A 19,426-nucleotide genomic window follows, 5' to 3' on the forward strand; every position below is an offset into this window, starting at 1 on the left:
TCATCGGTGAGGACGGGGCGAATCTTAATGGCGGTTTGGAAACGTGTCAAATTTATTTTCAACAATTTTCAAAATTTTTTGCCGGGATAACAATCACTTACCGACGAAACCCCGGAAAACCGGGGTTTCGTCACTGCAACGGCCTGCTTAAGCGATGGCGCCCAGCAGCTTTTCCCATTCCTTGTTTTCTTTCTTCGACACACCACCAAGCAAATCAAGGGCTTGGCGCAGGCGGAAACGGGTCAGGTCCGGGCCGAGGATTTCCATCGCATCGAGCACCGACACCGAACTCGCTTGCCCGGTGATCGCGGCAAACATCAGCGGCATGGCATCGCGCAGTTTCAGCTCAAGGGATTCCACCACCGCCTGGATCGTGGCCGTGATCGCATCTTTTTCCCACTGGCGCAGGCTTTCGAGCTTCCACAGGATCAACTGCATCAGTTGGCGAACCTGGTCGCCGGAGAGCTTTTTGGATTCAAACAGCTTGGCATCCGGGTTCACGCCGCCGGCAAAGAAGAAACTGGCCAAGGGCGCGACCTGGCTGAATGTCTCTACCCTGCCCTGCACCAACGGCGCAATCTTCATCATGTACTCGGGGTTCAACGCCCATTGCTGCACGCGGCTGGCAAACTCTTCCACGGGCAAGTCACGCAGCCACTGGCCGTTGAGCCACGACAGCTTCTCGATATCGAAGATCGGCCCGCCGAGGGAAACACGGGAGAGATCGAAGTTGTCGACCATTTCCTGCAACGAGAATTTCTCCCGCTCGTCCGGCATCGACCAGCCCATGCGGCCCAGGTAGTTGAGCATCGCCTCAGGCATAAAGCCCATGCGCTCGTAGAACGTTACCGACGTTGGGTTCTTGCGCTTGGACAGCTTGCTCTTGTCCGGGTTACGCAGCAGCGGCATGTAGCACAGCTGCGGTTGCTCCCAGCCGAAGTATTCGTACAGCAGGATCAGTTTCGGCGCCGATGGCAGCCACTCTTCACCGCGTAGCACATGGGTGATGCCCATCAGATGGTCGTCGACCACGTTGGCCAGGAAGTACGTCGGCAAGCCGTCGGTCTTCATCAACACTTGCATGTCCATGCGGTCCCACGGGATTTCGACGTCACCGCGCAGCATGTCCGGCACCACGCACACGCCTTCGCTCGGCACTTTCATGCGGATAACGTGGGGTTCGCCAGCCGCCAGGCGTGCGGCCACTTCCTCCTTGGACAACAACAGCGCGCGACCATCGTAGCGCGGGGTCTCGCCACGGGCCTGTTGCTCGGCGCGCATCTGGTCCAGCTCTTCGGCGGTGCAGAAGCACGGAAAGGCGTGGCCCATGTCGACCAGTTGCTGGGTGTATTGCTTGTAGATGTCGCTGCGCTCGCTCTGGCGATACGGGCCATGCGGGCCGCCGACGTCCGGACCTTCAGCCCAGGTAATGCCCAGCCAGCGCAAGGCATCGAAAATCTGCTGTTCCGACTCACGGGTGGAGCGCAGTTGATCGGTATCTTCGATCCGCAGGATGAATTCACCACCATGCTGCTTGGCAAAGCAGTAGTTGAACAAGGCGATGTAAGCAGTACCGACGTGGGGATCCCCAGTAGGCGATGGCGCAATGCGCGTGCGGACGGTGGTCATGGCAGGTCTCGAATGGGCGATAAAACTGAAAATTGAAACAAGGGGCGAATGGTAACAGCCTGGGGGATATCTGGAAAACCGAGGCGCGGCCATCGCAGGCAAGCCAGCTCCCACATTTTGACCGCGCTCACAGATCAATGTGGGAGCCGGGCTTGCCCGCGATGAGGCCAGCCCAATCAACGCAAATCAAACAGCCAACAGACGCTCGCGCAACTTGCCAATCTCATCCCGCGTCTGCGCCGCCGCCTCAAACTCCAGGTCCCGAGCCAGCTGGTACATCTTCTCTTCCAACTGCCGAATCCGCTTGGTGATCTCACTCGGCGAGCGCAGTTCGTTCTCGTACTTGGCACTTTCCTCGGCAGCCTTGGCCATGCCCTTGCGCTTCTTGCTGCGCGAGCCGGGCACGGTGGCGCCTTCCATGATGTCGGCAACGTCCTTGAACACGCCCTTGGGGGTGATGCCGTGTTCCAGGTTGAACGCGATCTGTTTGTCGCGACGACGCTGGGTCTCGCCAATCGCACGCTCCATGGAACCGGTGATGCGGTCCGCATACAGGATCGCCCGGCCATTGAGGTTACGCGCCGCCCGGCCGATGGTCTGGATCAACGAGCGCTCGGAGCGCAGGAAGCCCTCCTTGTCCGCATCCAGAATCGCTACCAGCGACACTTCGGGCATGTCCAGGCCCTCACGCAGCAAGTTGATCCCCACCAGCACATCGAAGGTCCCCAGGCGCAGGTCGCGGATGATCTCTACCCGCTCCACAGTGTCGATGTCCGAGTGCAGGTAGCGTACGCGCACGCCGTGGTCGGCCAGGTAGTCGGTCAAGTCTTCGGACATGCGCTTGGTCAATGTTGTAACCAGCACCCGCTCTTCCAGAGCCACACGCTTGTTGATCTCCGACAGCAGATCGTCGACCTGAGTCAACGCCGGGCGGATTTCAATCTCCGGGTCCACCAGGCCAGTAGGTCGCACCAACTGCTCGATCACGCGACCAGCGTGCTCGGCTTCATAGTTGCCGGGCGTCGCCGACACAAAGATGGTCTGCGGGCTGATGGCCTCCCACTCGTCAAAGCGCATTGGCCGGTTGTCCAGCGCCGACGGCAGGCGGAAGCCGTACTCCACCAGGGTTTCCTTACGCGAGCGGTCGCCCTTATACATGGCCCCCACCTGCGGCACGCTGACGTGGGATTCGTCGATCACCAGCAAGGCGTCCGGCGGCAGGTAATCATAGAGGGTCGGCGGCGGCGCCCCGGATTCGCGACCCGACAGGTAGCGCGAGTAGTTTTCGATGCCGTTGCAGTAGCCCAGCTCCAGGATCATTTCCAGGTCAAAACGGGTGCGCTGCTCAAGGCGCTGGGCCTCCACCAGCTTGTTGTTGGAACGCAGGTATTCCAGACGCTCGGCCAACTCGACCTTGATACCCTCGATGGCGCCCATCAGGGTTTCACGCGGGGTCACGTAGTGGCTTTTCGGGTAGAAGGTGAAGCGCGGCAGCTTGCGGATCACCTCGCCGGTCAACGGGTCGAAGGCCGACAGGCTTTCGACTTCGTCATCGAACAGCTCGATGCGGATCGCTTCCAGGTCGGATTCGGCCGGGTAGATGTCGATCACATCGCCGCGCACCCGGAAGGTGGCGCGGGCGAAGTCCATGTCGTTACGGGTGTACTGCAGGCTCGCCAGGCGGCGCAGCAGTTCGCGCTGGTCGAGTTTGTCGCCTCGGTCAACGTGCAGCACCATCTTCAAGTAGGTTTCGGGGCTGCCCAGACCGTAGATGCACGACACCGTGGTGACGATGATCGCGTCCTTGCGCTCCAGCAACGCCTTGGTCGCCGACAGCCGCATCTGTTCGATATGGTCGTTGATCGATGCATCCTTCTCGATAAAGGTATCGGAGGACGGCACGTAGGCTTCGGGCTGGTAGTAGTCGTAGTAGGAAACGAAGTACTCAACCGCGTTGTTGGGGAAGAACGCCTTGAACTCGCCGTAAAGCTGCGCGGCCAGGGTCTTGTTCGGCGCCAGCACCAGGGTCGGGCGGTTGGTCTGGGCGATCACGTTGGCGATGCTGAAGGTCTTGCCGGAACCGGTCACCCCAAGCAGCGTCTGGTGCGCCAGGCCGGCCTCGATGCCTTCGACCATCTGGCGAATGGCTTCCGGTTGATCGCCGGCGGGTTCAAAACGGGTAACGAGCTGGAAATCCGACATAACGTACCTCGTGAAGTCACCCCAGACTCGACACCGCCAGGGACGAAATAGCTCAGCAACCCGCGAATAATCATCGCAGGTTGCAGGAAAAAACCATGATAGCTGTAGAAGTGGTGGCGAATGTGACGGGTTTCAAGGCTGACGTCCTACATGTCCTTTCCCTTCAAGGTTGCAATAAGACTAACGGTCAGCAAATAAACCGAAAAACTTGGCCGAAAAGCCATTTCGGCTGTCGCCCTGCGCGGTGATGGCCTCTATACTAGCTCCCCGTTTGTGCACCGCTCTAGTGCATTCGGCTGGAGCGCGACACGTCCCTCCCTTCCCCCATAGAGCTGCCGCAAAAATGAGCCTGTTCTCCGCTGTCGAAATGGCACCACGCGATCCTATCCTGGGCCTCAACGAAGCATTCAACGCCGATACACGAACCACCAAGGTCAACCTTGGCGTGGGCGTTTACTGCAACGAGGAGGGGAAGATTCCACTCTTGCGTGCCGTTGCCGAAGCGGAAGCCATTCGTGTGGCGCAACACGCCGCCCGTGGCTACTTGCCGATCGACGGCATCGCGGCCTACGACCAGGCCGTGCAGAAGCTGCTGTTTGGTGCGCAGTCGCCCCTGCTGAGTGCCGGCCGTGTGATTACCGCCCAGGCCGTCGGCGGTACTGGCGCGCTGAAAATCGGCGCCGACTTCCTCAAGCAACTGCTGCCCGACGCCGTTGTTGCCATCAGCGACCCAAGCTGGGAAAACCACCAGGCGCTGTTCGAAAAAGCCGGTTTCCCGGTGCAGACCTACCGCTACTACGACGCGGCCACCCACGACGTGAACCGTGCCGGCCTGCTCGAAGACCTCAACGCCCTGCCACCACAGTCCATCGTGGTGCTGCACGCCTGCTGCCACAACCCGACCGGCGTCGACCTGAGCCCGGCCGACTGGCAAAACGTGCTGGAGGTGGTCAAGGCCAAGAACCTGGTGCCGTTCCTCGACATGGCCTACCAGGGCTTTGGCGACGGCATCGACGAAGACGCCGCCGCAGTGCGCCTGTTCGCTGAGTCGGGCCTGACCTTCTTTGTGTCCAGCTCGTTCTCCAAGTCGTTCTCGCTGTATGGCGAGCGCGTAGGCGCGCTGTCGATCGTCAGCGAGTCCAAGGAAGAAAGCGCGCGCATCCTGTCCCAGGTCAAGCGCGTGATCCGCACCAACTACTCCAACCCGCCCACCCACGGCGCGGCCATCGTTGCCGCAGTGTTGAACAACCCTGAGCTGCGCGCTCAGTGGGAAGCCGAGTTGGCCGAGATGCGCCTGCGCATTCGCGGTATGCGCGAGCAGATGGTGGCCGAGCTGGCCAAGGCTGCGCCAGGTCACGACTTCAGCTTCGTCGGTCGCCAGCGCGGGATGTTCTCCTACTCCGGCCTGACCGTTGAGCAAGTCACCCGCCTGCGCACCGAGTTTGGCATCTATGCACTGGACACCGGTCGCATCTGTGTGGCGGCGCTGAACCAGTCGAACATTGGTGCGGTGACCAAGGCGATTGTCGAGGTGCTGTAAGCCGGCAAGCGTTAGACGAAGGGGGAAGCCATTGGCTTCCCCCTTTTTATTGGCGAACACACTAGACTGAACGTCGACTGCCTCCTTGCTGCGAGAACCCTATGAGAAACGATGACCTGGACCTGCGCGCCGACCGCGACGAATTGCACGACTATGCCCCACGCGCACCGCAAGCCAAGCGCCAGAAGAGCCTGGTGCTGCAAGTGGCGCTGGGGGTATTTCTGGGTGGGTTGGCGTTATGGCTGGTACAACTGGGCGCGACGGCAATCATGGCCAAGCTGGCCATGGGCACCCTGCAATTTGGCGGCTGATGCAAGACACCTGTGGGAGCTGGCTTGCCTGCGATAGCGGCGGTTCAGTTAAAGATTCATTGACTGACACACCGCTATCGCAGGCAAGCCAGCTCCCACATTTGATCTAGGATGCTGGCAGATTGCGTTCTTCCAGCAGTTTTACGAAACTGTTCAAACTCTGCGAAACCGTGCCCCGCCGCCAGATCAGCCAGGTATTGAGCAGTCGAAAGCTGTCCGTCAACGGCCACACACTCACCGCCGCGCACCCCGGCATACTCTCCAGCATACTGCGCGGCATCAGCGCCAGCCCGGCCCCGGCGCTGACACAGGCCAACATGCCATGGTATGACTCGATCTCGAAGATCTTGCCCGGCACCGCGCCATCCTGTGAGAACCAGCGCTCGAAGTGGTGCCGGTACGAACAGTTCGAGCGAAACGTATAGATGTTTTCGCCATTCACATCCTGCCCCCGGCTGATCGACGCGTGATGCAGCGGCGCGATCACCACCATCTCCTCCTCAAACACCGCCACACCCTCCAGCGTGGAGTGCAGCACCGGGCCATCGACAAAGGCCGCCGTCAGCCGGCCCGACAGTACGCCTTCGATCATGGTGCCCGAGGGGCCCGTACTCAGGTCCAACTCCACCTTGGTGTATTGCTGGTTATACGCCGCTAGTAACGCCGGGATACGCACGGCCGCCGTGCTCTCCAGCGAGCCCAGGGCAAAGGCGCCTTGGGGCTCCTCCCCCGCCACCGTGGCGCGGGCTTCCTGCACCAGATCGAGAATGCGCCGCGTATAGCCGAGGAAATTCCACCCCGCAGGGGACAAACGCAATCGACTCTTCTCACGGATGAATAACTCCACGCCCAAATCCTGCTCCAGTTGCTTGATGCGCGTGGTGAGGTTCGACGGCACCCGATGAATCAACTGTGCGGCGGCGCTGATGCTGCCTTGTTCGGCAACCGCCTTGAAGATTTCCAGCTGCACCAGATCCAAGTCATTCTCCATTCATGAACGTATTGCTTAATATTATTCAGTTTCCAGAAAAGATACAGCCCCGTACGCTGGTCCCATTCCACTCATTCAGCCGGACGGTGCCATGAACAACGCTATTTCCCACCAGACCCACGCCTTGTCGATCAATCCCGCCAACGGTGAAACCGTTGCCAGCTACCCCTATGAAAGCGCAGCACAACTGGATGCCGCCCTCACCCGCGCGACCGATGCCTTCCGTACCTGGCGCCACACCCCGGTGAACCAGCGCGCCGAATACCTGCTGGCCCTGGCTGCCGCCCTGCGTGAGCAAGCCGAAGACATGGCGCAGATGATCACCCTGGAAATGGGCAAGCCTATCGCCCAGGCCCGCGCCGAGATTGAAAAATGCGCCCAGCTCAGCGAGTGGTACGCCGCCCACGGCCCGGCCATGCTCGCCCCGGAACCTACCTTGGTGGACAACGGCAGCGCCCGGATCGAATACCGCCCACTGGGCCCGATTCTCGCGGTGATGCCGTGGAACTTCCCGGTATGGCAAGTACTGCGCGGCGCCGTGCCGACTCTGCTCGCCGGCAACACCTACGTGCTCAAACATGCACCCAACGTGATGGGCAGCGCCTACCTGATCCAGCAAGCGCTGCGCAAAGCCGGTTTTGCCGAAGGCGTGTTTGAAGTGATCAACGTGACCCAGGACGGCGTATCCACCGCCATCGCCGACCCGCGCATCGCCGCCGTGACGCTCACCGGCAGCGTTCGCGCCGGTATTGCCATCGGCTCACAGGCCGGGGCCGCATTGAAAAAATGCGTGCTGGAACTGGGTGGCTCCGACCCGTTTATCGTGCTCAACGACGCCGACCTCGACGCCGCCGTACAAGCTGCCGTCATCGGCCGCTTCCAGAACAGCGGCCAGGTCTGCGCCGCCGCCAAGCGCTTGATCATCGAAGCGGGCGTGGTTGAAGCCTTCACTGCCAAATTCCTGGAAGCCAGCCGCGCCCTGGTGATGGGCGAACCCACCTCGACCGCCACCTATATTGGCCCCATGGCGCGTTTTGATCTGCGTGACGAACTGCACGGCCAGGTCCAGGCGACCCTGGAAGAAGGCGCCAGGCTGCTGCTGGGCGGCCATAAAGTCGCGGGCGCGGGCAATTACTATGAGCCGACCGTACTGGCCGACGTCACCGACCAAATGACGTCGTTCAAACAGGAACTGTTCGGCCCCGTGGCGTCGATCATCACCGCCCGCGACGCCGACCACGCCGTGGCCCTGGCCAACGACAGCGAGTTCGGCCTGACGGCCAGCATCTTCACGGCCGACTCGGCAAAGGCGCGAGCGATTGCCGACCAGCTGGAAACCGGCGGGGTCTTCGTCAACGCGTTCAGCGTGTCGGACCCTCGGGTGGCGTTTGGCGGCGTGAAGAAGAGCGGGTTCGGTCGCGAGCTGTCGCACTTCGGTGTACGCGAGTTCTGCAATGCGCAGACGGTGTGGCTGGATCGTAAGTAGCCTGCCAGCCTTGGTGCTTCAACAATTAATATGTCGTCGCACGCACTGCACCAAACCATCCAGGGCCTGGGATTTTACCGGCGCGAGCACACAGACCGTGTGCTCGCGCGCGCCTTCCGTCACTGTCAGGGTGTAATGCACCTGGCCGGGGTTGCCTGGTTCAGGGCGAGTGCTTTGCGGCAACCGAAAGAAACCCGAGTCTTCGATCAGTTGCCGTAACTCTTGCTGGTCCTGCTCGGGCAGCGCGTCCAGTTCGACGCTGCGCGGTTTGACCAACCCTGGAAAAAACGCCGCCCCGCCGCTTTCCTTGATTGAAATTCGCATGGCTGTTCCTCGCCGCACAGGCGGCTTCGTCAAACGTTAATGCCCACCGCTTTCCAGCCTGCCTTGACCGCCTTCTGCTCATCCTTGTTTACGCCATAAAGCTGACCGGCAATATCATGGGTGATACGCGCAAAACGCAAAAAGCCGGAATTGGGCCGCAGCCGCGAATCGCGCAGTGCGTCATACCAGATCCGCCCTGCACGCTCCCAGGCGAACCCGCCAATCTTGGTCGCCACCTGATAGAACGCGTGGTTGGGAATGCCGGAATTGATATGCACGCCACCATTGTCCTCGTAGGTTTGCACAAAATCATCCATATGCCCCGGCTGCGGGTCTTTGCCCAGCAGCTTGTCATCAAAGGCGGTGCCCGGGGCTTTCATCGAACGCAGAGCGGTGCCTTTGATCTTTTTGGTAAACAGCCCCTTGCCGATCAACCAGTCGGCGTCCTCGGCCGTTTGCTTCAGCGCGTACTGCTTGATCAACGAACCGAATACATCCGACAGCGACTCGTTCAGCGCGCCGGACTGGTTGAAGTACATCAGCTTGGCCTCATCCTCGGTCACGCCATGAGCCAACTCATGGCCAATGACGTCGAGTGCCACGGTGAAGCGATTGAACAACTGCTGGTCGCCATCGCCGAACACCATCTGGGTCGAATTCCAGAACGCGTTGTTGTAGTCCTGGCCGAAGTGCACCGTGGCGTCCAGCGCCATGCCCGCATCGTCGATGGAGTTGCGGTCGAATACCTGGTCAAAAAAATCGAAGGTCGCGCCCAGGCCGTCATAGGCTTCGTCTACTGCGGCATCGCCACTGGCGGGCTGCCCTTCGCCGCGAATCAGCTTGCCGGGCAGGCTGTCGGTGTTTTCGGCGCTGTAGATCGAGCGTTGCTTCTCGGCGCCCATGGCCAGTGCCATGCGGGCCGGGCCCTTGGCGGGTACCGCGACCATACGCAACGACCGGAACGTGCTGTCCTTGGCGCGCGTGCGTAATGCGACCTCCCGCTGGGCTTTATCCCCGTGGCGGGCGATCTGGTCGAGCATGTACGGCGGGATCAGGCAGAAAATCGGGTTGCGCAGTTGGCGAACACACATGAGCTGGCTCCTTTTTGGCGTGTGATGAACGTCCGGGTAACGGTTTTCAGGATAGCCCTGTGTTCGCCCCCTGGGCCAAATTGTCATGAGTTTGTGTTTCAGTGGTGTTTATCCGAGGCCCATAAGGAACATGCCCATGCCCGCTCGCACAGCCAAAATCGACCTTTCCCACCGCCCAAGGCTCGCCGACCTGCGTCCATTGGTCGCGGCCAGCCCCACCCTGCTGGAAGCCAGAGCCGCGACGCCGCGTGTCACAGCGGCCAAGGACTTCAAAAACCGCGCGGGCTATGCCGACGATTTCCTCAGCGATTTCGTGGTGCCATGGCCCACGGTTGGCGAGCCACTGGCGGGCGACGTGCAACCCAAGCGCCTGGACTACACGCATTTCTCCATCACCATGTCGCGCTCCCGACGATTGGCGCTCTACGTGGGGGTCAATATCGACGGCGCCAAGCATGTGGACATCACGCGCAGCAACGACACCTGGGCCTACGATGGCCGCCTGCCCCTGGACGCCCAAATAGGTGAAGACCTCTATGCCGGCAATGGCCTGGACCGCGGCCACCTGGTACGGCGCCAGGACCCCAACTGGGGCGACGAGGCGAACACCGCCAACTTCGACACCTTTCACTTCACCAACTGCTCCCCTCAAATGAGCGGCTTCAACCAGAAAACCTGGCTGGAGCTCGAAGACTACATCCTCGACAACACCCAGCGCTGGAAAGCCCGGGCCACGGTGTTTACCGGGCCAGTGTTCGCCGATGACGACCGGCTTTACCGTGGCGTGAAAATCCCCAAGGCGTTCTGGAAAGTGGTGGCTTACCTCAGCGACGATGGCAAGCCCTCGGCCAGTGCCTACACGATTGACCAAAGCCGCGAACTGGGCCAACTCGACCTGGTATTCGGCCCGCTTCGCACCTACCAGCGCAGTGTGATCCAGATCGAACAACTGACCGGCATCCGCTTCGCCAACCTGGCCGACTACGACGGGTTCAGCAACGAAGAGCGCGCCACAGGCACGCGGATCGAAGCGCTGATCCGCGGGCCGCAAGACATTCGACTCTGATTCGCGCCTACAGGGCGCGATCGCTTACCATACCGCCGCCGGTTCCCGTATGGGACTAACAGGGAATTCGAAACGCCGCACGCGACGTGAACCGAAACTGCCCCCGCAACTGTAGATGCCGAGCCTGCTCCCCACTGCCACTGGACCGCGTCCGGGAAGGCGGGAGCAAGGCGACGACGCATCAGTCAGGAGACCTGCCGGCCCAGCTAATTCACTAACCGGCGGGGTGTCCGGGAAGGACATCCTGGCCCTGCCCATCAGCAGCGTCCATGGGCGTTTTTCCGAGCCGTACCTCCCCTGCTGCATCTACGGTTCACAAGGAGATCGCCTCATGCTGCCACGCGTTACCGCCCTGATCGCAGGCTTGGGTATGTGTGCCCTGGCGCAAGCCGCGCCCACTCAGTACCCGTTGACCGTGCAAAACTGCGGCAGCACCCTGACCTTCCAGCACGCCCCCGCCCGCAGCGTGACCATCGGCCAAGCCGCCACCGAGATGCTCTACGCCCTGGGCGTGGGCGACAAAGTGGTCGGCACTTCGCTGTGGTTCAACAACGTGGCGGCGCAGTACAAGGCCCAGGACGACCGCATCGAGCGCCTGGCCAACAACGAGCCAAGCTTCGAAGCCGTACTCGCCAAGCGCCCGCAACTGGTGGCCGCCGAGCTGGAATGGGTGGTAGGGCCCCAAGGCGTGGTCGGCACCCGTGAGCAGTTTCATGAACTGAAGATCCCCACCTACCTGTTGCCGTCCGACTGCGAAGGCAAAGACAACCTGGTGGGCGCCGATGGCACCCGGTTGGAGCCCTTTCGCATCGAGACGATCTACCAGAGCCTCCAGCAACTGGCGCAGATTTTCGACGTACAGGATCGCGGCCAGCAACTGACCGACGAACTCAAGGCGCGCCTGGCCAAATCCGTCGCTACGGCGCAGGGCAAAGGCTTGAAGCAGGCCAGCGCACTGGTGTGGTTTTCCAGCGCCGAAATGGCCAGCGACCCTTACGTAGCCGGCCATAAGGGCGTGCCGCAATTCATGCTGCAAACCCTAGGCCTGCGTAACGTCGTGCAGTCCGATGAAGAGTGGCCCGCCGTCGGCTGGGAAACCATCGCCAAGGCCAACCCCACCTTCCTGGTGATCGCACGCATGGACCGCCGCCGCTACCCGGCCGACGACCATGAAAAGAAACTCGCCTTCCTGCGCAGCGACCCCGTGACCCGCAACATGGACGCGGTGAAGAACAACCGCATCATCATCCTCGACGCCCTGGCGTTGCAGGCGAGCCTGCGCACCTTCGAAGGCCTTGAACAACTGGCCGCCGCCATCGACGGCTATAACCTGGGCCAATGATGCGCACCCTACTCGCCCTGGCGTTGCTGCTGCTCGCCCTACTCGCTGGCGTAGCCATCGGTGAAACTGCCATCGAACCGCAGGTGGTGCTGCAGGTGCTCGCCAATAAACTCTGGGGCGCAGGCTTCGTGCTGGACCCCATCGACGAAGGTGTGGTGTGGAACTATCGGCTCACCCGTGCCCTGGTGGCCGCAGCCTGCGGCGCAGGGTTGGCAACATGCGGCGTGATCCTGCAATCACTGCTGCGTAACCCGCTGGCCGATCCGTACCTGCTGGGCATCAGCGCCGGCGCGTCAACCGGCGCGGTACTCGTTGCCTTGATTGGCGTGGGCGGTGGCCTGGTGTCGTTATCGGCCGGCGCGTTTGTGGGGGCGATGGCGGCGTTTGCGCTGGTGACGCTGCTGGCGCGGGCCAGCGGTTCGTCCAGCGGCACCGGGCAAATCATCCTCGCAGGCATCGCCGGCTCGCAGTTGTTCAATGCCCTGACCGCGTTCCTGATCACCAAGTCCGCCAGCTCCGAACAAGCCCGCGGCATTATGTTCTGGCTGCTGGGCAACCTCAGCGGCGTGCGCTGGCCGTCGGTGTGGTTGGCGGTGCCGGTGGCGGTCGTGGGGCTCGCGGTGTGCCTGTGGCACCGTCGCGCACTGGATGCGTTTACCTTCGGCAGCGACTCGGCGGCCTCCCTCGGCATCCCCGTACGCCGAGTGCAATTTGTGCTGGTGGCCTGCGCTGCGCTGGTGACGGCGGTGATGGTGTCCATCGTCGGCTCCATCGGGTTTGTCGGTTTGGTGATTCCCCACGCGGTGCGCCTGTTGCTTGGCACCGGGCATTCGCGCTTGCTGCCAGCCAGCGCCTTGGGTGGCGCGCTGTTTTTGATCGCTGCGGACGTGCTGTCGCGCACCTTGATCAAGGGCCAGGTGATTCCGGTGGGTGTGGTGACCGCATTGGTGGGCGCGCCAGTGTTTGCGCTGATCCTGATTGGCCGGAGGAATGCGCGATGAGCGTGCTCAGTTGCAGCGGCCTGGGCTTCAAAGTGCGTGAGGCGCAGTTGCTGCGTGACATTGACCTGGACGTGCAGTTGGGTGAAACCCTCGGTATCGTCGGGCCCAATGGTTCAGGCAAATCCACCCTGCTCAAATTGCTGGCTGGATTACGTGTGCCGGCCAGCGGCGATGTTCGCCTGGGTGGCAAGCCGCTGGGTGAGTTGCCGCGCCGCACCATCGCGCAACAATTGGCGGTCGTGGAGCAACAGGCCGACACCGACGACGCCATTCGCGTGTTCGATGCCGTGGCCCTGGGCCGCACGCCGTGGCTGTCGGCGCTGAGCCCGTGGTCGCGCGAAGACGATGCCATCGTGCACCAGGCCCTGCAGGACGTAGACGCCACCCACCTGAGCCAACGCGCCTGGCGCAGCCTCTCCGGTGGCGAGCGTCAGCGCGTACACATCGCCCGCGCCCTGGCGCAACGGCCGCAGATTTTGTTACTGGACGAGCCGACCAATCACCTGGATATCCAGCATCAACTGGCGATCCTCAAAGGCGTGCAAGGCTTGCCGGTGACGACCTTGATTGCGCTGCATGACCTGAATCAGGCGTTGACCTGTGATCGCCTGGCCGTACTGGATCGCGGGCACCTGGTGGCGCTGGGCGCGCCGCTGCAAGTGCTGACGCCGCAGCGTTTGCAAGAGACATTCGGGGTACAGGGGCATTACCTGACAGACCCGTTCGACGGTGCGCAAATCCTGCGTCTGCGCTCCAACTGAACCTGTAGGTTGGAGCAGCTTGTTCTGGTGACAGCCTGACAGCCAACTGTGATCAAAATGTGGGAGGGGGCTTGCTCCCGATGTCGGTGGGTCAGTCATAGATGTGTTTGCTGACACTCCCTCATCGGGAGCAAGCCCCCTCCCACATTGGTTCTACAGAGGCAGGTGCATATGGGTTGTTTGCCAGATCGGGTCGGCCTCGACATCCACCACTTCGAACCCCTGCCGCCGCCAGAAATCAATCGCGCCGGGCAGAAACGGATGGGTGTGCAAGTACATCACCTCCACGCCATTCGCCCGCGCCAGCGCCTCCAGCGAGCGGTACAACTGGCCCGCCAGGCCCAGGCGGCGCACTGCCGGGAGCACATACAGGCGCACCACTTCCACCGTCTTGCGCCCCTGATAGTTCAACTGCGGGAAGCGGCCGTCGTAGGGCCGATAAGCCACCGAGGCAACTATCCGGCCTTCGGCACGAGCAATCAAAAACCGCCCGCCGCCCTCAAGATAGATGGCTTCAAACTGCGCCAGATCCTGGGGTACTCCGGTGGCACTGAGCGACGGAAACAGTTCATCACGCGCCTGCAAAGCGAAGCTCAGCACCTGGGGAATGTCAGCGGCCTGCACCGCCTCGATACTAACGCTCATCGCCAAGGATCCGACCCGCTATCCACTGGCGAGCGTAAGCCAACACGCGATCGGCCATCGCCACCTGAAAATGAATAAACCCATGGGCCGCTTCCGGCAGTAGATGGGCCTCAACCGCCGCCCATCGCTCGGCGATAAGCAGGGTGTCATCCTTGAGCGGGTCCAATTCGCCCACGAACATCAGCGCTGGCGGCAGCCCCTCAAAGTCCCCATACAAAGGGGACAAAGGCGGCTGCCGGCGCGCCTCGTCGCTGATCCCCGGCGTCAGCAGGCGCAGCGCCTGGACCATGCCCGGTCCGTCCAGCAACAAGGTGCCCGGCCCGGCCGTGCGCACACTGGGCGTGCCGGTCAAATCGTAGACGCCGTAATACAACACCGCTCCGCTTACCCGCTGGAGCAACTCGGGCCATTGCTTGAGCGCCAACAAGGTGGCCGCCGCCAAGTGCCCGCCGGCCGACTCGCCAACGAAAAACACCGGCAAACCGGCAAACTCCGGGCAGTCCGCCAAAAGCCAGCGCGCAGCCGTCAGGCAATCGTCCAGCAACCCTTCGATCGGCGTATCCACCGCCAGCCGATAATCCACCGACACCACCGCCACATCGCAAGCGTTGACCATGCCGAGGTTAAGGTCGTCATTCATTTGCGCATTGCCGATCACCCAGCCACCGCCGTGGATATCCAGCACCACGCCTTTGAGCTTGCCACTGGGGCGCAAGATGCGCACAGGCACCGTGCCCAGCCTTTTCAGCTCAACCACGGGCGCCTTCTTGAACGTCTGGCTGGCGCGAAGCAGTGCCTGAATCATGCGCGGCGTCACGCGGTTGCGGACTTTAAAGCGCGGCATCCACGCCAGTTTCTGATTGAAGCGGCGCATCTGGGCCAGTTCGGGCTCGCTGGCGGGCCAATGCTGGTAAGCCATCAGCGATTATTACGCAGGATCGAGAAGTTCAACGCCGCGGCCACGCACAACCACGCGAGATACGGGAACAGGATCAGGCCGGTGATCAAATCCAGTCGCACGGCCAGCACCACCATCGCTGCCACGGTGAGCCACAAGAGCACGATAATCACCATCCCGGCGAACAACCGATGGGCACCGAAGAACACCGGCGTCCACAGCGTGTTCAATGCAATCTGCGCTGCCCACAAGGCCAACACCATTTCGCTGCCGGGGATCAGGGTCAAGCGGTAACCGGCCCAGGCCAACAGTAGGTAGATGATCGTCCATGCCACCGGGAACAGCCAATTGGGCGGGGTAAAGCTGGGCTTGACCAGGGATTCGTACCAGGCGCCGGGTTTGAAGATCACGCCGGTACTGGCGGCGGCGGCGCAGGCGAGCAGGAAGATGAAAAAGGTCATGGTCGGTCCTTGAGGTCCTGTGGATGGAAAAACAATGCACTGCTTTGAGTGACTCAAGCAACCGCGGATAAATTCAATGGGAGCAGCAAAATACCCGCTCTTCTGCGCGTCATGAAAATTGGTTATGGTCGGCAACATCCAGCATCGTTGCCCGAGACGCCCCCTTGCCTCAGCTTGCCGATCACCGCAGCAGCCCCTGGTCAGTGTTCCTGATCTTCCTGCGCCTGGGCCTCACTTCCTTCGGCGGGCCGATTGCGCACCTGGGCTATTTTCGCCAAGAGTTCGTCAGCCGCCGCCGCTGGCTCAGCGAGCGCAGCTATGCCGAACTGGTCGCCCTGTGCCAATTCCTGCCCGGCCCGGCCAGCAGCCAGGTCGGTATCGCGTTGGGCCTGTCCCGCGCGGGTTACCGGGGCGCGGCGGCAGCCTGGGCCGGGTTCACCTTGCCGTCGGCCATCGCCCTGATCCTGTTTGCCCTGGGGCTGGCCCACTACGGCGGCGCCCTCCCCCATGGCGCGCTGCACGGCCTCAAGGTCGTCGCCGTAGCGGTGGTGGCCCAGGCCGTATGGGGCATGGCACGCAACCTGTGCCGAGGCGTTTTACGGGTGGCGTTGATGTTGATCGCCGCCTGCGTGGTGCTGCTGCAACCCTCCGCCTGGGCTCAAGTCGGAGTCATGGTGGTCGCAGGCGTGGCCGGCTTGTTGCTGTTCAAGCCCGAGAGCAGTGCCGAGCCCGACGCGCTGCCCATCGCCATCAGCCGCCGTGCCGGAGCCCTGTGGTTGATGCTGTTTTTGCTGCTGCTTATAGGCTTGCCACTCCTCTCCGCATGGGCGCTCAACCCCACGCTGGCGCTGGTGGACGCCTTCTACCGCACCGGCGCGCTGGTATTCGGCGGCGGCCACGTAGTGTTGCCGCTACTGCAAGCCGAAGTGGTGCCCAGCCACTGGGTCAGCAACGATGTATTCCTCGCCGGTTACGGCGCCACCCAGGCTATGCCCGGCCCGCTGTTCACCTTCGCCGCCTTCCTCGGCGCCTCCATGACCCACGCCCCGAGCGGTTGGCTTGGCGGGGTGATCGCGCTGCTGGCGATCTTCGCCCCCTCGTTTTTGCTGATCTTCGGCGCCTTGCCCTTCTGGGCCAACCTGCGCAAAAGCCCGCGCACCCAGGCGGCGCTGGCCGGGGTGAACGCGGCGGTGGTTGGCCTGTTGTTGGCGGCGCTGTACCAACCGGTGTGGACCAGCGCGATTTTCAACGGGTATGACGTGGCCCTGGCGTTGCTCGCACTGGTCGCGCTGATGGTGTGGAAGCTGCCGCCATGGTTGGTGGTGATAGGCTGCGGCGTACTCGGGGGGTTACTGGATTTGTGAGCGGGGGCTCAGCCCGGCTCGACAATCTTGAGCCACGGCCAACGCGCCTGATAACTCCTGGCCTTGTGCAAAAACAGCTCGGGCTCTGCGTGCAAAGGGTTGATCCGCAACACCCCCTGCTCCACATCCTCCAAGCCATAAGGCGCATACACCTCGCCGGAGGCAATCTCCAGCGCAATGCACGTGCCCGCCACCAGGTACCGATCAACGCCCTGCCTGGCCGAATGCAACTGTGGATAGGGCCGGCCAAACCGCTGCCCATACCAAAGGTGCACCCGCGCCTGATTCCTGACCTCCACATTCACCCCCAGGTCTTGGAATAGCACCTGCGCCGCACGAATTACCGCGTCTTCCGCCTCGTAGGACAGGTCCTCGTCAAAGTAAAAAACGTCATAGTCCTTCACGCCCTGAGCAGCCGGCAGATTCGCCTGATGGTTCCACACCGCCTGGAACAGGCAGCCCGCCGTGAGCATGCACTGCTGCACACCCAGATCCGGCAGGCGCGCGGTGATTTGCGCATTGATCGGGTTAGCCATGGCCAATTCGAGCAAGGTGTCGACAGTCAATGTCATGTTCAGTCCTCCATCGTCAGCGCCAACCATAACACCGGAATATGGCACTTCTGTAGGAGCGAGCTTGCTCGCGAAAAACCCAAACGATAACGCAGCGCCTGAAGGCAAAATCCGATTTCCACACCGCGCCTTGCTCCATTGCCTACGCGTGCGTCAGAATCCGCCGGCTTGTGCGCTGGGGTGGCCGTCTCTAAGGTGGCTCGGTCGCTGAATTGTTCAGTGATTCGGGTTTAGTAGCCTGAGCTTGGGTATCTATTAGTGCATGAGTTTCATCAGTCAGACAGTGCGTCTGTGCTTGATGGTGGCTGTGCGCAGGGCGTCTTCGGGCGCGCCGGCTTTAGATGTCCACCGGTCTACTAACCTGCGTACAGCTGCCACCCACTGTTTAGTAGCGGAAAGGTGGTGGCATCACTCAGGATGTCTACTCATGTCAAAAGCAAATTCAAGTGCCCTCTTCAACGTTGCCCCCAACGCCAGCAACGAAAGCCTCATCACCAACAGCTACGAAACCTTCACCAGCGTCAGCACCCTCCTGCTCGACCTGTCCGAAGACCTCAACGGCAAACACCGCGACATCGCCCTCGCCATACACCAACTGAGCGAACTGGGCGTACTGCTTACCGCCAGACTCCTCGACCGCGAAGTGCCGTGCCCCGGCTGATGATCAGTTCTTCAATTCATTAGGCCGATGACTCGTCGCGTCGTTGTAAGCCACATACAACGACTCGGTGATTTGGCGCTTGATGGCTTTGGTGGATTCAGCCTCGGCACAAAGCCCTCTGCGATGACGAGAGCGGCGACTGCTATCGGCCAATAGCGGCCCATCAAGTGACGATGACTGTAAACACCATTGATTGCAAAAGATGAGCAAAGTCACACATCAACTGCGTTCCGTCATAAATACTCAGACAGTAGCGAGAATAAAGATGCGTTTGAACGGAAACAACGTTCGCCCATCCCCCTCAGGCGGGTAATACTCATGAACCAGCTTCAGGAAGTGATCTAGGAAACACTGCCGCTCGAACTCATCCAGCGCCAAGAGCACCGGCCGTAGCGCCGAAACCTTGACCCAATCGAAAATCGGCGACTGACCTTCCACCACCTGTAGGTGTTCGGTCTCCCAGATATCCAAATCCTTGGTCAATGGTGCCAGCAGACGGTAATAACGATCCAGCGATAGCACCGGGCGCTCAGCCATGAACCGACGTAACTCGGCTGTACCCAATGGGCCGCCATCGAGTCCTGCGTGATCAAGGGTTTCTAGCATCAATTGATACCACAGCGCGTCACGCCAATTAGGCATGTGTGCTGCCAGACAACCTCCAGGGTTGAGTTGTCGCAGCAGGCGTGGCAGCAACACGTCGTGACCACTGATGAAATGCAGTACTGCAGCAGCAAACAGTAGGTCAGCAGGTTGCCCGGCCTGCCAACTCTGTAAGTCGCTTTTATGCCAAAGGGCCTTGATCGGCAGATAGCTGGCCTCACCAAGCATCTCTGCCGAGCTATCGACTCCTGTCAGATCGGCGTGCGGCCAGCGCTTGGCCAGGAGGTGAGTGGCAATGCCAGTACCGCATCCCAAGTCATAGATTCGTTCTGGGTTTTCCAAGCAAATATGGTCCAGTAACTCGACCACCGGACGCTCCCGTAATCGAGCAAATTTCAGATAGGCCTGAGGGTCCCATTGAGTATTACCAGGCCTTGCCGTGGACGGCTGAGGCTTAATGTCCATACGTGATTCCTTC

General features: G+C 61.4%; 19 protein-coding genes and 1 riboswitch. Of the genes, 9 read left to right on the plus strand and 10 right to left on the minus strand.

The features are described from left to right. Positions 1-147: 147 nt before the first annotated feature. Entirely contained in the window at positions 148-1,629 is a 1,482-nt protein-coding gene (gene gltX / locus E3O56_RS17820) for a glutamate--tRNA ligase (RefSeq protein ID WP_005789780.1), read from the minus strand. A gap of 186 nt (positions 1,630-1,815) precedes the next feature. Next, positions 1,816-3,831, minus strand: a complete 2,016-nt coding sequence (gene uvrB / locus E3O56_RS17825) for an excinuclease ABC subunit UvrB (RefSeq protein WP_005789781.1) — start codon at positions 3,829-3,831, stop codon at positions 1,816-1,818. A gap of 343 nt (positions 3,832-4,174) precedes the next feature. Between uvrB and E3O56_RS17830 the strand changes: the two genes are divergently transcribed. Both E3O56_RS17830 and E3O56_RS17835 read left to right on the plus strand, forming a co-directional pair. Continuing rightward, the gene (locus E3O56_RS17830; protein WP_032880239.1) at positions 4,175-5,371 is read left to right on the plus strand and encodes an amino acid aminotransferase; all 1,197 of its coding nucleotides are present in this window, start codon (positions 4,175-4,177) and stop codon (positions 5,369-5,371) included. A 101-nt stretch (positions 5,372-5,472) separates the two neighbouring features. Then, the gene (locus tag E3O56_RS17835) at positions 5,473-5,682 is read left to right on the plus strand and encodes a hypothetical protein (RefSeq protein ID WP_005789784.1); all 210 of its coding nucleotides are present in this window, start codon (positions 5,473-5,475) and stop codon (positions 5,680-5,682) included. A 106-nt stretch (positions 5,683-5,788) separates the two neighbouring features. Here the strand turns inward: E3O56_RS17835 and E3O56_RS17840 are convergent, their stop codons facing one another. Further along, positions 5,789-6,661: a LysR family transcriptional regulator gene (locus E3O56_RS17840; protein WP_032881274.1), complete on the minus strand. Its 873-nt coding sequence runs from the start codon at positions 6,659-6,661 to the stop codon at positions 5,789-5,791. A gap of 103 nt (positions 6,662-6,764) precedes the next feature. Between E3O56_RS17840 and E3O56_RS17845 the strand changes: the two genes are divergently transcribed. Beyond that, the gene (locus E3O56_RS17845; RefSeq protein WP_248128645.1) at positions 6,765-8,159 is read left to right on the plus strand and encodes an aldehyde dehydrogenase family protein; all 1,395 of its coding nucleotides are present in this window, start codon (positions 6,765-6,767) and stop codon (positions 8,157-8,159) included. An 18-nt stretch (positions 8,160-8,177) separates the two neighbouring features. Here the strand turns inward: E3O56_RS17845 and E3O56_RS17850 are convergent, their stop codons facing one another. Together E3O56_RS17850 and E3O56_RS17855 are read right to left on the minus strand one after the other, a co-directional pair. Beyond that, complete coding sequence (locus E3O56_RS17850) at positions 8,178-8,483, minus strand: protealysin inhibitor emfourin (protein WP_228308727.1); 306 nt, start codon at positions 8,481-8,483, stop codon at positions 8,178-8,180. A 29-nt stretch (positions 8,484-8,512) separates the two neighbouring features. Beyond that, entirely contained in the window at positions 8,513-9,574 is a 1,062-nt protein-coding gene (locus E3O56_RS17855; RefSeq protein ID WP_248128646.1) for a M4 family metallopeptidase, read from the minus strand. A 136-nt stretch (positions 9,575-9,710) separates the two neighbouring features. On the opposite strand from E3O56_RS17855, the gene E3O56_RS17860 reads away from it, so the two are divergent. From E3O56_RS17860 to E3O56_RS17875, 4 genes are all read left to right on the plus strand, one after another. Next, on the plus strand, positions 9,711-10,640 hold the full coding sequence (locus E3O56_RS17860) for a DNA/RNA non-specific endonuclease (RefSeq protein ID WP_248128647.1): 930 nt from the start codon (positions 9,711-9,713) through the stop codon (positions 10,638-10,640). Positions 10,641-10,662: 22 nt separating this feature from the next. Then, a riboswitch (cobalamin riboswitch) is annotated at positions 10,663-10,857 on the plus strand. Between the two features lie 114 nt (positions 10,858-10,971). Next, a complete protein-coding gene (locus E3O56_RS17865) occupies positions 10,972-11,982 on the plus strand; it encodes an ABC transporter substrate-binding protein (protein ID WP_078821862.1) in 1,011 nt (336 codons plus the stop codon). After that, positions 11,979-12,983, plus strand: coding sequence for an iron ABC transporter permease (locus E3O56_RS17870; RefSeq protein ID WP_032880229.1), 1,005 nt, complete (start codon positions 11,979-11,981; stop codon positions 12,981-12,983). Before E3O56_RS17865 ends, E3O56_RS17870 begins: the two co-directional genes overlap by 4 nt. Further along, positions 12,980-13,744 carry an ABC transporter ATP-binding protein gene (locus E3O56_RS17875; RefSeq protein WP_248128648.1) on the plus strand — a complete coding sequence of 255 codons (765 nt, stop codon included), beginning with the start codon at positions 12,980-12,982 and terminating at the stop codon, positions 13,742-13,744. The genes E3O56_RS17870 and E3O56_RS17875 overlap by 4 nt, the downstream gene beginning before the upstream one ends. Positions 13,745-13,897: 153 nt before the next feature. Here E3O56_RS17875 and E3O56_RS17880 read toward each other — a convergent pair whose 3' ends face one another. The 3 genes from E3O56_RS17880 to E3O56_RS17890 are packed head-to-tail and all read right to left on the minus strand — an operon-like array spanning position 13,898 to position 15,748. Beyond that, positions 13,898-14,389: a GNAT family N-acetyltransferase gene (locus tag E3O56_RS17880; protein ID WP_078821863.1), complete on the minus strand. Its 492-nt coding sequence runs from the start codon at positions 14,387-14,389 to the stop codon at positions 13,898-13,900. Continuing rightward, positions 14,379-15,308, minus strand: a complete 930-nt coding sequence (locus tag E3O56_RS17885; RefSeq protein WP_032880225.1) for an alpha/beta hydrolase — start codon at positions 15,306-15,308, stop codon at positions 14,379-14,381. Before E3O56_RS17885 ends, E3O56_RS17880 begins: the two co-directional genes overlap by 11 nt. Continuing rightward, entirely contained in the window at positions 15,308-15,748 is a 441-nt protein-coding gene (locus E3O56_RS17890) for a TspO/MBR family protein (protein ID WP_003192600.1), read from the minus strand. The genes E3O56_RS17885 and E3O56_RS17890 overlap by 1 nt, the downstream gene beginning before the upstream one ends. A 164-nt stretch (positions 15,749-15,912) precedes the next feature. Between E3O56_RS17890 and chrA the strand changes: the two genes are divergently transcribed. Further along, positions 15,913-17,112, plus strand: a complete 1,200-nt coding sequence (chrA, locus tag E3O56_RS17895) for a chromate efflux transporter (RefSeq protein WP_248128649.1) — start codon at positions 15,913-15,915, stop codon at positions 17,110-17,112. A gap of 8 nt (positions 17,113-17,120) precedes the next feature. Here chrA and E3O56_RS17900 read toward each other — a convergent pair whose 3' ends face one another. Continuing rightward, positions 17,121-17,684 carry a nucleotidyltransferase family protein gene (locus E3O56_RS17900; protein WP_216091825.1) on the minus strand — a complete coding sequence of 188 codons (564 nt, stop codon included), beginning with the start codon at positions 17,682-17,684 and terminating at the stop codon, positions 17,121-17,123. Positions 17,685-18,111: 427 nt separating this feature from the next. On the opposite strand from E3O56_RS17900, the gene E3O56_RS17905 reads away from it, so the two are divergent. Continuing rightward, entirely contained in the window at positions 18,112-18,345 is a 234-nt protein-coding gene (locus tag E3O56_RS17905) for a DUF6124 family protein (protein ID WP_248128650.1), read from the plus strand. Positions 18,346-18,588: 243 nt separating this feature from the next. On the opposite strand, the gene E3O56_RS17910 is transcribed toward E3O56_RS17905, so the two are convergent. After that, positions 18,589-19,413, minus strand: a complete 825-nt coding sequence (locus E3O56_RS17910; RefSeq protein ID WP_103733770.1) for a methyltransferase domain-containing protein — start codon at positions 19,411-19,413, stop codon at positions 18,589-18,591. Between the last annotated feature and the right edge of the window lie 13 nt (positions 19,414-19,426).

The sequence above is a fragment of the Pseudomonas sp. W2Aug9 genome (assembly GCF_023127755.1).
Lineage (GTDB): Bacteria > Pseudomonadota > Gammaproteobacteria > Pseudomonadales > Pseudomonadaceae > Aquipseudomonas > Aquipseudomonas synxantha_A.

What these genes read in the sequence shown, in the direction of transcription:
- gltX (WP_005789780.1), bottom strand. Translation starts at nt 1,629, where the DNA reads ATGACCACCGTCCGCACGCGCATTGCGCCATCGCCTACTGGGGATCCC.
- uvrB (WP_005789781.1), bottom strand. Translation starts at nt 3,831, where the DNA reads ATGTCGGATTTCCAGCTCGTTACCCGTTTTGAACCCGCCGGCGATCAA.
- E3O56_RS17830 (WP_032880239.1), top strand. Translation starts at nt 4,175, where the DNA reads ATGAGCCTGTTCTCCGCTGTCGAAATGGCACCACGCGATCCTATCCTG.
- E3O56_RS17835 (WP_005789784.1), top strand. Translation starts at nt 5,473, where the DNA reads ATGAGAAACGATGACCTGGACCTGCGCGCCGACCGCGACGAATTGCAC.
- E3O56_RS17845 (WP_248128645.1), top strand. Translation starts at nt 6,765, where the DNA reads ATGAACAACGCTATTTCCCACCAGACCCACGCCTTGTCGATCAATCCC.
- E3O56_RS17850 (WP_228308727.1), bottom strand. Translation starts at nt 8,483, where the DNA reads ATGCGAATTTCAATCAAGGAAAGCGGCGGGGCGGCGTTTTTTCCAGGG.
- E3O56_RS17855 (WP_248128646.1), bottom strand. Translation starts at nt 9,574, where the DNA reads ATGTGTGTTCGCCAACTGCGCAACCCGATTTTCTGCCTGATCCCGCCG.
- E3O56_RS17860 (WP_248128647.1), top strand. Translation starts at nt 9,711, where the DNA reads ATGCCCGCTCGCACAGCCAAAATCGACCTTTCCCACCGCCCAAGGCTC.
- E3O56_RS17865 (WP_078821862.1), top strand. Translation starts at nt 10,972, where the DNA reads ATGCTGCCACGCGTTACCGCCCTGATCGCAGGCTTGGGTATGTGTGCC.
- E3O56_RS17870 (WP_032880229.1), top strand. Translation starts at nt 11,979, where the DNA reads ATGATGCGCACCCTACTCGCCCTGGCGTTGCTGCTGCTCGCCCTACTC.
- E3O56_RS17875 (WP_248128648.1), top strand. Translation starts at nt 12,980, where the DNA reads ATGAGCGTGCTCAGTTGCAGCGGCCTGGGCTTCAAAGTGCGTGAGGCG.
- E3O56_RS17880 (WP_078821863.1), bottom strand. Translation starts at nt 14,389, where the DNA reads ATGAGCGTTAGTATCGAGGCGGTGCAGGCCGCTGACATTCCCCAGGTG.
- E3O56_RS17885 (WP_032880225.1), bottom strand. Translation starts at nt 15,308, where the DNA reads ATGGCTTACCAGCATTGGCCCGCCAGCGAGCCCGAACTGGCCCAGATG.
- E3O56_RS17890 (WP_003192600.1), bottom strand. Translation starts at nt 15,748, where the DNA reads ATGACCTTTTTCATCTTCCTGCTCGCCTGCGCCGCCGCCGCCAGTACC.
- E3O56_RS17900 (WP_216091825.1), bottom strand. Translation starts at nt 17,684, where the DNA reads ATGACATTGACTGTCGACACCTTGCTCGAATTGGCCATGGCTAACCCG.
- E3O56_RS17905 (WP_248128650.1), top strand. Translation starts at nt 18,112, where the DNA reads ATGTCAAAAGCAAATTCAAGTGCCCTCTTCAACGTTGCCCCCAACGCC.
- E3O56_RS17910 (WP_103733770.1), bottom strand. Translation starts at nt 19,413, where the DNA reads ATGGACATTAAGCCTCAGCCGTCCACGGCAAGGCCTGGTAATACTCAA.